The sequence below is a fragment of the Microbulbifer mangrovi genome, from assembly GCF_002009015.1.
Taxonomy (GTDB): Bacteria; Pseudomonadota; Gammaproteobacteria; order Pseudomonadales; family Cellvibrionaceae; genus Microbulbifer; species Microbulbifer mangrovi.
In genome coordinates this window covers 34,250-47,263 of sequence record NZ_LZDE01000326.1, presented here as the reverse complement: position 1 = coordinate 47,263, position 13,014 = coordinate 34,250, and the positions used below count along the sequence as shown (strand labels likewise).

General features: G+C 56.1%; 10 protein-coding genes. 2 read left to right on the top strand and 8 right to left on the bottom strand.

What is annotated here, in order from left to right:
- Nucleotides 1-241: 241 nt before the first annotated feature.
- Nucleotides 242-574, top strand: a complete 333-nt coding sequence (locus B4U49_RS12910; protein ID WP_078085011.1) for a hypothetical protein — start codon at nt 242-244, stop codon at nt 572-574.
- Here B4U49_RS12910 and B4U49_RS12905 read toward each other — a convergent pair.
- From B4U49_RS12905 to B4U49_RS12885, 5 genes are all read right to left on the bottom strand, one after another.
- Nucleotides 571-1,575, bottom strand: coding sequence for a hydrolase (locus B4U49_RS12905; RefSeq protein ID WP_078085010.1), 1,005 nt, complete (start codon nt 1,573-1,575; stop codon nt 571-573). The two genes, B4U49_RS12910 and B4U49_RS12905, sit on opposite strands and share 4 nt — an antisense overlap.
- 67 nt (nt 1,576-1,642) lie before the next feature.
- Nucleotides 1,643-2,161, bottom strand: coding sequence for a DUF411 domain-containing protein (locus B4U49_RS12900; RefSeq protein WP_078085009.1), 519 nt, complete (start codon nt 2,159-2,161; stop codon nt 1,643-1,645).
- Nucleotides 2,145-3,125: an L-histidine N(alpha)-methyltransferase gene (gene egtD / locus B4U49_RS12895; RefSeq protein WP_078085016.1), complete on the bottom strand. Its 981-nt coding sequence runs from the start codon at nt 3,123-3,125 to the stop codon at nt 2,145-2,147. The genes B4U49_RS12900 and egtD overlap by 17 nt, the downstream gene beginning before the upstream one ends.
- 5 nt (nt 3,126-3,130) lie before the next feature.
- Nucleotides 3,131-4,483 carry an ergothioneine biosynthesis protein EgtB gene (egtB, locus tag B4U49_RS12890; protein WP_078085008.1) on the bottom strand — a complete coding sequence of 451 codons (1,353 nt, stop codon included), beginning with the start codon at nt 4,481-4,483 and terminating at the stop codon, nt 3,131-3,133.
- A gap of 179 nt (nt 4,484-4,662) precedes the next feature.
- Nucleotides 4,663-7,242, bottom strand: a complete 2,580-nt coding sequence (locus tag B4U49_RS12885; RefSeq protein ID WP_239692616.1) for a TonB-dependent receptor — start codon at nt 7,240-7,242, stop codon at nt 4,663-4,665.
- 332 nt (nt 7,243-7,574) lie between these two features.
- Between B4U49_RS12885 and B4U49_RS12880 the strand changes: the two genes are divergently transcribed.
- Nucleotides 7,575-9,932: a penicillin acylase family protein gene (locus B4U49_RS12880; protein WP_239692615.1), complete on the top strand. Its 2,358-nt coding sequence runs from the start codon at nt 7,575-7,577 to the stop codon at nt 9,930-9,932.
- A gap of 25 nt (nt 9,933-9,957) precedes the next feature.
- On the opposite strand, the gene B4U49_RS12875 is transcribed toward B4U49_RS12880, so the two are convergent.
- The 3 genes from B4U49_RS12875 to serS form a co-directional block, all read right to left on the bottom strand.
- The gene (locus tag B4U49_RS12875; protein WP_078085013.1) at nt 9,958-10,221 is read right to left on the bottom strand and encodes a hypothetical protein; all 264 of its coding nucleotides are present in this window, start codon (nt 10,219-10,221) and stop codon (nt 9,958-9,960) included.
- A gap of 100 nt (nt 10,222-10,321) precedes the next feature.
- Nucleotides 10,322-11,701, bottom strand: coding sequence for a siroheme synthase CysG (gene cysG / locus B4U49_RS12870; protein ID WP_078085007.1), 1,380 nt, complete (start codon nt 11,699-11,701; stop codon nt 10,322-10,324).
- 18 nt (nt 11,702-11,719) lie between these two features.
- A complete protein-coding gene (serS, locus tag B4U49_RS12865) occupies nt 11,720-12,997 on the bottom strand; it encodes a serine--tRNA ligase (RefSeq protein WP_078085006.1) in 1,278 nt (425 codons plus the stop codon).
- Nucleotides 12,998-13,014: the final 17 nt, after the last annotated feature.

Sequence of the window (13,014 nt, the reverse complement as noted above, 5' to 3'; positions counted from 1 at the left end):
CACACATCACACATCACACATCATAATCATATATAGGTTCGCATAATATAGATTATGTTAAATATAGTATTTGGGTAGAGGTGAGGATCGATAAACGAATTGCAGAGGTTTACACGACTTGTGAATACACGTCGTGAGGTGCCGTAAAAACTGTCATGAAAACCCTGCTTCTGGCGCCTGAAACGCTGGGGAAACCGGGGGTTCTCCAGTAGGATTCGCCCTCTTTTTCGAGGGGGACTATATGACTACAGGAGAACAGATTTTTCACGCCATTGAACGCCTTTCCGTTGCACTTTCCAGCTGGGAGGAATTCAAAACGACGTTAAAGGATGCCTTTTTGAATGAGGGCACGGAGTACAGTCTGGCGGAGCAACTAGCCGGGATTATCGATGAGCATCTGAAAGCGAATTACAGCGGTGACTATCACTTGAGTCTGGTGCGTTTGATTACCAAGCAACACGACCCCGAACAGTCGCTTCTTCAGGATACGGCGGTGACGAGCGCATTCCGTCAGTACATGTCGTTCTATGTAGATGCGTCTATTCCGGAACCGGCGTACGCCATCCATCATTAAAGTGTGTGAGCATAATCCGTATATTCGGCTTTTATCTGCTTCAGAAAGTCGGGAATACGGGATTCCAGCCAATACCGCGGTTGCCATAGACTGCCACTGATAAAGCCGACATGTCCGCCGCGCTTGCTGACTTCCAGAGTGACCGCCCTACTGATTTCTTCGCTCGTGGGAATTGCACTGGGACAGACAAATGGGTCGTCCTGAGCATGGACAATCAGCGTTGGCGTACGAATACTTTTGAGAAACGGTTTGCTCGACGCGCGCGTGTAGTAATCATCTACGCCGCTAAACCCGTGCAGCGGCGCTGTAAATTGATGATCGAAGCTCCTGAAGTCGCTAAAGAATCTCGATTCATTCAACACGGGCATCTGTCGAGCGAGCTCCGGGTCTTGCGCTTTGTTGCGCAGGCTCTGCTTCAGGCTTTGCAACAGATGGCGCTGATAGACCTTGGAGAACCCCTGCCCCATACGGCGGCTGGACGCATGAAGATCCAATGGTGCCGATACGGACACCGCGGCCGATAACAGCGTCTCGTCACTGTCCTCGCCCAACCATTTCAGCAATACATTGCCGCCGAGCGAATAGCCTACAGCCATCAGCGGCACATCCGGGAATTTCTCGCGTATATGCCTGGCCAGCCAGCGCGGATCTCCGCTATCACCACTGTGGTAGGCCCTGGGCAGTAGATTGGGAATACCGCCGCATCCGCGAAAATGCATGACAGCTACCTGAAAGCTGTTATCCAGCAACGACTGCATCAATCCCTGCACATAGGGTGACTCCACTGATCCTTCCAGACCGTGGAGCACCAGGACGATTGGCCGCTTGGAATCGTTTTCAAGCGCTGCCGGTGTGTGCAAGGCGAGCCGATCACCGTCTGGTGTGGTCAACCACTGGCACTGGGTTCTGATCCAGGGTTTGGGCCGATGAAACCGCGGAAATATGGTCTGTAGATGACAGTTGCCGAGCCCGATAGCTGGCTCAAATGGCTGGATGCTCAAAGTACTTTAGCCCTTCGCACATTAGGAAGGGCTGCAAGACTACCCCTGCTCTGAATGCTTTGCCAGCTCAAGATGCCTCGGGCGCAGTGACTTTTTCGTAAAAACGGTATCCGCCATCCGACAGAATTGAATACACCACATAGGGTTCGAAATCCCTTCCCCGATACATGCCGGGACTGCCCTGCGGCATCCCGGGTACCGATAAGCCAATACTGTTTTTAGGCGGGTTGGCGAGAAATTTCCGGATCAGGCGCGCCGGCACATGTCCTTCGAACACGTATTTATTATTCCAGACCCCGGTATGGCAACCCTGCATGGTTGCGGGCACACCCCATTGCCGTTTGAACTCAGCAGTATCCAGCCCGTTTTCGCTGCTTACGCTGAATTGATTTTGCTCGAGATGCTTCATCCACTCTTTACAACACAGGCAGAACGGGGACTTGTAGACCACAATATCGGCGTTAGCGCCCTGCTCTGCCACGCTTTGATTGGTGGTGCATGCACTGATAAAACTGACCGATAGCAATAACGCTATGTTGCGAATCGTGCGAATGAAAAAGGTACTGCGTTTAGAGTACTTCGGCATAGTAAATTGCATAGTGTTGCTTATTATCTGTCCAGTAGTGCTTGGGACTAAAACCGGTTTTCTGAAGCAGTGCTTTCAGGCCCGAGAGCGTATATTTATGGCTGTTTTCAGTGTGAATGGTCTCCCCTTCCCGGAATTCGAAGTCCCGCCCTGCAACCGCCACCGTCTGATCCTTCAGACTCACAAGGTGCATCTCTACACGCTGGCGATGGGCGTGGTAAAAGGCCCTGTGGGCAAAGGCGCTGGTGTCGAAATTGCCGCTCAATTCGCAATTGATGCGCGATAACAGGTTCTTGTTGAACAGCTCAGTCACGTGCTCGCTATCGTGATAGGCGCGCTCCAAGACGACGGAATCTTTTACCAGGTCCGCCCCCAACAACAGACCATCCCCGGCTTTCAGGAATAGGGAAAACTGCCGCAATAGCGCAGTAGCCTGTTCCGGCGTGAAATTACCAATGGTCGATCCCGGGAAAAAAATAACGTTTTTGTGCGTGGTCTCCGGCAGATCAGCCCAGGCTTCAGGCGCAGTGAAATCACCGATTACCGGAGCAACCTCTAGCCCGGGCAATCTGGCCTGGATCCGCTGCTGGGCAGCGAGGAGAATCTCCGGAGATATATCCAGCGGATAGTAGGCCTGGGGGGATTCCATACAAGCCAGCAGGGGCTCGGCCTTCTCACAATTGCCCGCACCAGGCTCTACCAGCACCACTGACTCGCCAAGGAGGTCCACCATTTCGGGCAGGCTTTCGCAAAAAATATTGGCCTCAGTGCGAGTGAGATAGTAATCCTCCAGCTCGCAGATTTCTTCAAAGAGCTTTGACCCGGCTTCATCGTAGAGATACTTACACGGGAGTGTCTTTTGTTGCCTGGTGAGGCCCGCCAAAACATCAGCTTCAAACTCCTGGAGATAGCCGCATTGCACTGCAGCCCCCTGCTCTGTCAGCACTGAATTTTGAACGGCCATGTCCACTAAAAATCTCCTGCCAGTCGAATACCGGTAAATTGCCAAGCTTGATGGGGATAAAAGAAATTACGATAGCTGATCCGGATATGATTGCGCGGAGTAATACAGGAGCCACCTCGCAGAACCATCTGATTGCACATGAATTTCCCGTTGTATTCGCCCACTGCATCGGCACTCGCCCTGAAGCCCGGATAGGGTTGATAAGCGCTCGAGGTCCATTGCCAGAGGTTTCCCAGCAGCTGGGGCTCTGAGGATACCGCCGCAGTCTCCGGGTAGGGCTGGAAGCGCCCCGCTTCCAGCATATTGGCCCGACCCGCGGCATCCTTGCGGCAGTGTAGCCAGGCGGCAATTTCCCACTCGAATTCCGTCGGCAGGCGATGCCCGGCCCAGCTCGCGAAAGCATCCGCCTCGTAAAAATTCACGTGGCACACGGGCGCCCTAAGATCCAGCGGCTGTAGTCCGCCGAGGGTGAACTGAAACCATTCCCCGTCAATTTCCCGCCAGTACAGCGGCGCCTGCAATCTGCTCTGCTGTACATGCGCCCACCCATCCGAGAGCCACAATCGCGGTTCCTGGTAGCTCCCATCCTGAAGAAATTCCAGATATTCGCCGTTGGTGATCAGTCGCGACTGAAGGCGGAACGCCTGTTGATATCGCAGGTGCGCGGGACCCTCGTTATCGAAGCAGAAATCTTCGCCGTCACAACCCACGGTGTAATTGTCTTCGGGCACCTTGAGCCATTCGCTCGGAAGACTGCCCTGCCCTGCGGGATCGCTCTCTAAATCATCCCGATAGGCGGGCAATGTGGGATTTAACGAAAACGCATGCTTGATATCGGTAAGCAGTAATTCCTGGTGTTGCTGCTCGTGGTTGAGGCCCAGCACCAGTAAATTGGCGTGTTCCGTGGAGACGTCTTCCTCCGTTAGCCACTGCTCAATGGCGCGATCAATGCCGCGGCGGTAGGCGAAAACTTCTTCTATGGAAGGGCGTGACAATAATCCGCGCTGAGGTCGTGCAAACGGTTGGCCGAGTGCGTTGTAATAGGAATTGAACAGGTGGTGATAGGCGGAATCGAAAGGACAATAACCCGGCAGCAGGGAGCGCAGGATAAATGTCTCGAAAAACCAGCTGGTGTGAGCCAGATGCCATTTACTGGGGCTTGCATCGGGCATCGACTGCAACTGCATGTCTTCTGATGTCAGAGGATCGGTGAGACTTTCCGTTTCACTGCGGACCTTTTGATAACGTCCGAGTAAGGCGGCCCGCTCATCCAGAGATAGTTCTCTTTCGGGCTCCTGCCAATACAGGTGTGCCGAATTGTCAGTTACCTCCGAACCCGCTTCTGAAATCAGAATCATTCTTTGAGCCGTCAACTGCACTGGTTGCTATTGATCATACATCCATTGTGGCGCTTTCCCATGTAGATGCAGTGATTCTCGCGGCAATTGGCGCCAGGAATTACGTCTTTCCCATTTATCTTCGGGCACAAAAAAGGGCCGGCGATGCCGACCCTTTTCCTGTTTCACATCAGATGTGATCAGAAGCGTACGGTGAAGTCCGCACCGTACATGCGAGGCATGAAACGCCAAGCGGGGCTGGCGCCGATCGCAGCACCGGTACCGCCATAGCCACCAGCAATCTCTTCGTCGGTGACGTTCTGTACCCACAGAGCTGCAGAGTAACGGTCGGAGGCACTGTTCCAGCCTGCACGCAAGTTCATCAGCTGGTAGTCCGGGATCACACGGGCCGGGTCGCTGATGGAGCCAACACGCTCGTCGGTCCAGTTGTAGTCACCGCGCAGCACGACATTCGCGCCGCTCGCCAGATCCCAGGAGTATTCAGCCATCAGGTTGAACTTGTTCTCCGGGGTGCCCACGCGGGGCTGGCCTACGCGAGAGTTCGCCTCTTCGGTCTCACCGATAGATTCGATGATCTGGTAACGAGTGTATTCGGTGTCCAGGAAGGAGTAGTTACCGGCAACAAACAGGTTGTCGGTAGCGGCCCACTGTACTTCGAATTCAGCACCGCGACCTTCCGCATCGGCGTTACGCAGGTAGTAGTTCGGGATCGGCGCACCGACCAGGTCCAACTGCTGCAGGTTGTCGTAGTTGTACGCGAACACGGAGGCATTGAAGCGCACGGCGTTGTCGAACAAGCTGCTCTTCAGGCCAATTTCCAGGTTGGTAACACTTTCCTGGTCGAAAGACGGGTCGATGCCCGGCGCAGCACTGAAGCTGTTGAAGCCGCCCGCTTTAAAGCCATCTGCCAGGGAGATGAAGGTCATCACATCGTCGTTCCAGCGGTAATCCAGAACCACACGGCCAGACAGGTCGCTCCAGGAATCACTCAGGTCTTGACTCAGGTCAGCAACGCCGTTGTTGTTGAACGCCATGCCGAAACGCGGTGCAGGGATAGCGCCAAGCGGGATGGTCGGAATCGGAAGCTGCCCGATAACGGTGCCATCTGGGCCCATGATGTCTACCATGCCACCAGCCAGAGCCAGCGGCAATGTGTTCTGGTAGGAGCTGACGATGGAGAAGTCTTTCTCATCGGCGGTGTAACGGGCACCAACGGTCAGATCCATCTTGTCGGTCAGGCTCCAGGTGGCGTCACCGTAGATCGCGGCCGAGCGGTAATCGCCCTTATTCAGTACGGACTCGTTCCACGGCGTGTCGGCCATTACCCAGGGAGTAATACCGGCCATCAGCTGCGCAGCCATCTGCTCGCGGTTCAACATGCTGGCTGGTACCGGTGAACCCAGCTCTTGCAGCAGCGCGTCAGCCTGGCCAGATTGCACCATCAGGTCGTATACGAAAGTGGCTACGGCCGCACCTTCGAGCCCGCCGGCAATCATCGCCTGGCGCTGCTGATACGCCATATCTTCCACCTGAGTCGTGGTCAGGTCGAGGCCGAGCGCTTCAACCTGTGCCTTTACGCCTTCATATACGGCGAAGGACTCAAGAGAACCTGCAGTGAAGTACGCATCGGTGGTGTGCTCCAGCTCTTCACGAGAGTAGGAAGCACCCAGGGTCCACTTCAGGTTGTCAGTCATGCCATTCAGACGGAACTCCTGGGAGAACTGGGTCTGATCATCGAAGTTGGCAGAACCGAACATGTAATCCGGATTCGCTGTACCGTCTTCGTCCTGCTGCAAGTGTGCTTCAAAACCGCGGTACGCGGTAATGGAGGTAAGCGTGACGTTTTCAAAGTCGTGAATCACAGACACGGAGGTGCCCCAGGAATCGCGATCTTCGATAGTCGGGGTATCCAGTGCGTAGTCACCAAACACGTCGGTGCCACCGGCTTCCGCCTGAAGCGACGGAACAATGGAGGTACGCAGCGCGCTGCCCTGATCCATGATGCCGTACTCGGCACGCCAGAGAACTTCGGTATCCGGGGTCGGTTCCCACAAGAGGGATGCGCGATAGGTCTGGGTGTCGACATTACCCACTTCAAAATCATTCGCCAGGTTATCGGCGAAGGAATCGCGACGGTTGGTGGACGCGGTGAAGCGGCCGTACAGGTTGTCGCTCAGCTGGCGGTTAACCAGCAGGTCGGAAGACTGGCGACCGTAGTTACCGGCAGTCAGGTTTAGTTCGGTAGTGTCGTCTGCCTGGGGCTTTTTGCTGATGATGTGAATCGCACCACCGGTCGCGTTACGACCAAACAGGGTGCCTTGCGGGCCTTTCAGTACTTCGACACGCTCGATATCGGCGAGCGGAACCTCTGCACCGGCACCGCGGCCGGTGTAAACGCCGTCTACGTAAACTGCTACCGCCGGGTCAGAACCCACGGTGAAGTCGCCGGTTTCGATACCGCGCACACTATAGGTGGGCTGCAGGGGTGTATCGTTGTTCATTTCGACGCCCGGCGTGAATTTACCCAGGTCTGTCAGATTTTTTACACCCATTGCCTTCATGCTGTCGCCAGTGAAAGCGGAGATGGCAATTGGTACATCTTGCAGGTTTTCCGCGCGCTTCTGCGCGGTAACCACAACTTCTTCAATCTCGGCAGCAGATACGGTGCCGCTCAGCGCTGTGGTTACGGCGATGGCTGCGGAAAGAGATGAAATTGTGAAAGATCGGTTTTTACCGGACTGATTGGCGTCGTACATCATCGCGTCCTCGCGTTTTAGTTATATGAAAAGCGTGATGGAAAGTTATCTTTATTGATAGTCAAGTTCGGCCATCTTAAGGGTACAGCTGTCCCAAGAAAAGCTTGTTATGACCTTTTTACCGTGACTGGTCAGTTTCGGCGCAAGATAATGTGACGTATTGCGCCATTTTGGCATTATTCTCAACATAAACTATGGGTTTGTGACCGAAATAAGTCTGCTGGTAACCATTAAAGTTCCAATTAAGACTGTTAGACTTGCCAACACCCGCTGTATCAAATGACCACGGCGGGTCCCAAAATAACGACTCTGAATTTACAGCGAGAGAACCTGTGATGATGGCTCCCACTCCCTGGCCGCGACGCGCGCTGCACGGCCTGCTTGCCCTATCTGTCCTCTTATTACTGGTTGGCCTGGCCGCCTGGTTGTGGTTACGCCAAAGCCTGCCGTTGCTGGACGGCGACCTCACCACCGGCCAGCTGGACAGCCCGGTTACCATCGAGCGCGACGCCCAGGGTATCCCCTTCATCACTGCCGAGTCCCGCAGTGACTCCGCCTTCGCCCTGGGTTTCCTGCATGCGCAAGAGCGCTTCTTCCAGATGGACCTGCTGCGCCGCAATTCCGCAGGTGAGCTTTCAGAGCTGGTCGGCGAAGCGGCTCTCGATCACGACCAGGAAGTGCGAGTACATCAGTTCCGCGCTCGTGCAGAGCGGAATATCGCCGCCATGCCCGTGCAGGACCGCAATGTTCTGCAAAAGTATGCGGACGGCGTTAACTTCGGTCTGTCGCAGCTGGGGGCAACTCCATGGGAGTACGCACTGCTCCGGCAGCAGCCCCGCGAATGGGTGCCAGCAGACAGCCTGCTCACCATTTTCAGCATGTATATGACCCTGCAGAGCCACACCGGTAACTTTGAGCGTCGCGACAATGCGCTGGCTGAATTGCTGCCTGGTGATCTGTATGCTTTCTTCGTCCCCAAAGGCGGTATCTGGGATGCACCCTTGATCGGCGATGCCCGCGCTCCCCTGTCTCTGCCGCAAACGGATATTGCCGCGCTCGTCGAAGACGGCGCGCCCATCGCAAAACAGAAAATGGAAAGCGAAGACATGATCTTCGGTAGTAACAACTGGGTCGTAGGCGGCGCCCTGACCGAACACGGCGCGGCCATTGTCGCTGACGATATGCACCTGAAGATCACGGTCCCCAATATCTGGTTCCGTGCGGGCTGGAACGTACCGGGAACCGATTTTGAAATGCGCGGTGCTTCCCTGCCGGGCGGCCCAATCATCGTCGCCGGCAGCAACAGCAAAGTTGCGTGGGGTTTCACCAATACCACTGCAGACTGGGGCGACCTGATTCCCCTCGAGCTCTCGGAGAATGGAAACCAGTACCGCACGCCCGATGGCTGGAAAGATTTCGAAATCGACCAAGAGAAGATCGCCATCAGTGGCAAGCCGGCGGCTACGCTGGAAGTGCGCAAAACCATCTGGGGCCCGGTTGTTGGCAAAGACCACAATGAAAGACCCCTCGCCTATCGCTGGGTGGCCCACGATGTGCGCGGTGCAAATCTGAACCTGCTGAAGTTGGAAACCGCAGCAAGCACCCGAGACGCGATGGATCTCGCCCCAGAGCTCGGCATTCCCCATCAGAATCTGGTACTGGGTGACAGCGAAGGCAATATCGGTTGGACCGTGGCAGGCCCAATCCCCCGCCGTGTTGGGCTGGATGGTAGTCGCTCGGTGAGCTGGGCGGACGGTACCGCGTACTGGGATGGTTATCTTTCTCTGCAAGAGCAGCCGCAGGTTTACAACCCGCCGTCTCACCGCATCTGGACTGCGAATGCGCGCACCATGGACGGGGAATACCTGCATGTAATGGGCGATGGCGGCTACGCGCTAGGTGCGCGCCAGCAGCAAATTCGCGATGACCTGTTTGCCCGGGAACATTTTACCGAACAGGATCTGCTCGACATCCAACTGGATGATCGCGCGGTATTCCTCGAACGCTGGCAAAAGCAGCTGAGCGAATTACTTGAGGGCGTCGACGAGTATCAGGAGGTACGTCAACAAGTAGAAAACTGGGGCGGTCGCGCCAGCGCCGACTCTGTGGGTTACCGCATCGTGCGCAACTTCCGCTTGCGCTTTATCGACCTTTCTACCGCACCGGTGCTGACGTTCATGCAGCGCCACGCACCGGATTTCAAGTTCGGGCGCGTGAATCGCCAGGTGGAGTATCCGGCGTGGGCAATGCTGTCGGCAGAACCAGAACACCTGCTAAATCCTGAATTTGAATCCTGGCAGGCGCTCAAGTTCGCCGCCCTGGATCTGGTACTGGAAGATATGGCGAAAGACGGGCTGCCGCTGGCGGAACAGACATGGGGAGTTCAGAACTCTGCCAAGATCCGGCATCCGCTGGGACGCGCGTTAGGCGCCGTCAACTGGTTCACCGCAATGCCCGCTGATTCACTACCCGGGGACTCCCATATGCCACGCGTCCAGTCTTCGACCAACGGCGCATCAGAGCGCATGGTCGTGGCGCCGGGACACGAAGAGCGCGGAATATTCCATATGGCAACCGGGCAAAGCGCCCATCCCCTATCCCCCTTCTTTGGCAATGGGCACCGGGACTGGGTGGAGGGCAACGCCTCCAGCTTTACCGAAAAATCCGCGGCTTACGTATTAACCCTGCATTGAGTGACCGCCCGTGCGCGGGCTCACCTCAGGCCGTTTCGTCAAGAATGGCGAAGGAAAGGAAGGATGTGAAAAGCCCCAGCCCCAATACAAATGGCAACAGGGGAAAGCAGATCATCAGCAGGGATGCACCGATCCAGAGGTTTTTCACCCAGGTGCGCTTGATGCGGTAGGCGCGGGTATATCGACGCAAATGGCTGTCGTTTTCATCTGGCAACGCGATCTCGTTTTCCTGGGGCAGAAAGCTGCGCACCAGAAGAGTGCAATAAAAACGAAGCAACATCCACAACATAGAACCACCACTGGCAAACACCTCTCTCAGTATAGATAGGGGTTTGCCAATGTATGGGGTCAGGGATGCCGGGCGTTAAAATTCCCTGGCAGACGTTCGCTTACTGATACCAGCCCAGGCTTTCACGCAATGTTACAACACCACCGATGATGGTAAGCGCCGGCGCCTCAACCTTGTGGGTCTCGGCCAGCCTGGGCAACGTGGCAATGGTGCCGACAATCACGCGCTGATCCCGGGTGGTGCCCTTCTCTACCAGCGCCGCAGGCGTATCTGCATCCATGCCATTGGCTATCAGCTTTTCAGCAATGGTCGGAAGCCCGGTCAGGCCCATGTAGAAAACAAGGGTCTGGTTTTTGGTGATCAACTCATCCCAGGGCAGAACCAGATCACCCTGCTTCAGATGGCCAGTGATGAACCGAACCGACTGGGCGTGATCCCGGTGGGTCAGTGGAATACCGGAATAAGCAGAGCAGCCAATGGCGGCGGTAATGCCGGGGACCACCTGGAACGGCACACCGGCTTCGGCGAGCTTGTCAATTTCCTCGCCACCGCGGCCGAATACAAATGGATCCCCGCCCTTCAAGCGCAGTACCTTCTTGCCCTCTTTCGCCAGATCCACCAGCAGCTGGTTGATATCGTCTTGCGGGACCGAGTGGAACTGCTTCATCTTGCCAACATAGATACGTTCGGCGTCTCGGCGCACCAGCTCCAGCACCTCGGTAGAAACCAGCCTGTCGTAAAGCACTACATCCGCTTGCTGCATCAGGCGCAGGGCGCGGAAAGTCAGCAGGTCCGGATCACCGGGACCGCCGCCGACCAGATACACCTCGCCACTCGGCGCAGGCTTCTGTTCCCAGCGAGTCAATTCCTCCAGCAGGGCCTGCTCGGCTTCTGCCTTATGGCCGCGCTCAATCTGGCCAACGATGGGGCCATTGAATACCCAGTGCCAGAAATCTTTCCTCTGGGCTTCCGGGAGTGCGGCCTTGACCTTGTCGCGCATACGTCCAGCCAGCTCTGCAATCAGTCCCAGGCCGGGAGAAAGGAGGGTTTCGATCTGGGCACGCAGCATGCGCGTGAGCACGGGCGCGGAGCCGCCGCTGGAAATGCCGATCGCGAGCGGGCCACGTTCGACAATGGAGGGAAAGGTAAAGGTGCAGTGTTCCGGTGAGTCCACCACATTGACTGGCAGGCGACGAGCGCGGGCATCCTCGGATACCCGCGCGTTGACATCGCCGTCTGCAGTAGCGGCGACGATCATTTCGGCGTGGTCGAGCAGATCCTTGCGATAGGTTCCGACGATATATTCACCGCCACTCGCCATAACCAGTTGACGCAGCTCGTCGGTAATATCGGGAGCAACGACAATAAGTCGCGCCTCCGCTTTGCTGAGTAATCGCGCTTTGCGCGTGGCGATGGCACCACCCCCGACAATAAGACAGGGGCGGTTTTTCAAATCAAAAGCGAGAGGCAGGTAACGCAAGGTTCTAATCCATACTGCTTAGCCGATCTTTGATGCACCACCCATGTAGGGGCGCAGTACTTCCGGCACCTCGATGCTACCATCGGCCTGTTGGTAGTTTTCCAGTACCGCGATCAGCGTGCGGCCCACCGCCAACCCGGATCCATTCAGGGTGTGCAGCAATTCTGGCTTACCGGTTTCCGGGTTGCGCCAGCGGGCCTTCATACGCCGGGCCTGGAAATCCCCCATCAGGGAGCAGGAAGAAATCTCACGGTACTTGTCCTGAGATGGAATCCAAACTTCCAGGTCATAGGTTTTGGTTGCACCGAAACCCATATCGCCACCACACAGCACCACGGTGCGGTATGGCAGGTTCAGTTTCTGCAGGATGTTTTCTGCATGACTGGTGAGCTGTTCGAGCGCGTCCTTGGATTGATCCGGGCGGGCAAACCAGACCAGCTCTACTTTTTCGAACTGGTGCTGACGGATCATGCCGCGGGTATCGCGCCCGTGTGAGCCGGCTTCGGAGCGAAAGCAGTTGGTGTGGCTGACAAACTTGTGTGGCAGTGAACCGGCGTCTTCGACGATTTCATCGCGGTACAGGTTTGTGAGCGGTACTTCTGCGGTGGGAATGAGGTAGAAACCACGCTCATCCTCCAGCTTGAACAGATCCTCAGCAAACTTGGGCAGCTGTGAGGTGCCGTACAGGGAATCGCTATTTACTATTACCGGCACATTGGCTTCTTGATAGCCGTGCTCTTCTACATGCTGATCTAGCATGAACTGTGCCAATGCGCGGTGCAGCTTGGCCACCTTGCCGGTCATTACCGCAAAGCGGGAACCGGTAATCTTGCTCGCCACTTCGAAGTCAAGGCCGCCCAGGCTGCCACCGAGATCCACGTGGTCACGCACTTCAAAATCAAAGCTGCGCGGCTCGCCCCACTGGCGCACTTCCACGTTGTCGTCTTCGTCTTTCCCCTCAGGAACGGATTCGTCCGGGATGTTCGGGATCGCCAGCAGCACGTCGTCGAGCTGCTGCTGCAGTTCACCGAGCGCCTGCTTGGCCTCCGACAGCTGACCACCCAAGGACTCGACCTCTTTCAACAGCGGGGCGATATCCTCGCCACCGGCCTTGGCCCGGCCGATATTCTTGGATTTGCTGTTGCGCTCATTCTGCAGGGACTCTGTGCGCACCTGCAGTTCTTTACGCTGCTCTTCGAGCTGCTCCAGCTTGGCTTTGTCCAGCTGCACGCCGCGCTTGGTCAGCGCCGCTGCAACTTCGTCGAGTTGGTTACGAATCAGTTTAGGATCGAGCATGGTTTATTGATTACCGC